Annotated in this window: 1 protein-coding gene; it reads left to right on the plus strand. The window is 45.9% G+C overall.

The annotated features are described in order from the left end of the window. The first annotated feature begins 272 nt into the window (after positions 1-272). A complete protein-coding gene (locus GY843_RS04215; RefSeq protein WP_297306861.1) occupies positions 273-512 on the plus strand; it encodes a hypothetical protein in 240 nt (79 codons plus the stop codon). The last annotated feature ends 273 nt before the right edge of the window (positions 513-785 follow it).

The following is a 785-nucleotide window of genomic DNA, read 5'->3' on the forward strand; positions in this document are numbered from 1 at the left end:
CAGCTTTGGTTGAAGCAGCGCTTAGAGACGTTGGAGTGCGCAGGAATTCAAACAGCGACAACGGCTGACAAAAGCGGACGGTTATTGTTGATAGCAGGCCATGGCGAGTGAAGGTACAAGCGAACGGAATGCTTGGGCTCAAGCCAGACACAAGGAAGCAACAGCCATGATAACTGTGCCAGACGAGAAATGTCGAAGAGAAGCATTCTCGGCTGAATGGATAGTCGGCAAACAGCATTTGGTCGTGTCCCACAGCGGAACGAAGGAATGGGATGGAAAGAAAGCGTTATGTTCCACAGCGGAACGTATTAAAGCGAATTGTCGGTCAAATTGCGTTGGCGGTGCAGCGAGAGGTTCAGCTCTATATGAAAAGAGCATTTCGGATGGCTTGCGAGATGAAAGGGTTTGAATCTTCTTGGGTTCAGGCAGAAGGGGATGGTTGCAATAATATCTTCGGGATTTCTGGCGGGAAGGAAGTTGTAGTAATAATGTCGACGAGTTCCGTGAAGTAGGCGGAGAGTCGACAGGTTCACGCAAGTAGGCATGGCTTGCGGGCGAATCCTCATTGATTGCTGGTTGTCTTTCTTCATCAGTACGACGGTAGCGGTTCAGTTGATTGCCTCAATGTTGTTTATTAGAATCCATACCTAACCTGAGAGTAAATACACATCCTATGCTATTACAACACACGAATATCTCACAAAATCAATCACTTCACTGTTTCTTAGCTGTTCTAGATTGTTAACAATTTTAGTTTCAATTACTAGCATAAGGTAAGTTTGGTA

Origin of the sequence: Neptuniibacter sp., assembly GCF_024231755.1 — a bacterium.
GTDB lineage: Bacteria > Pseudomonadota > Gammaproteobacteria > Pseudomonadales > Balneatricaceae > Neptuniibacter.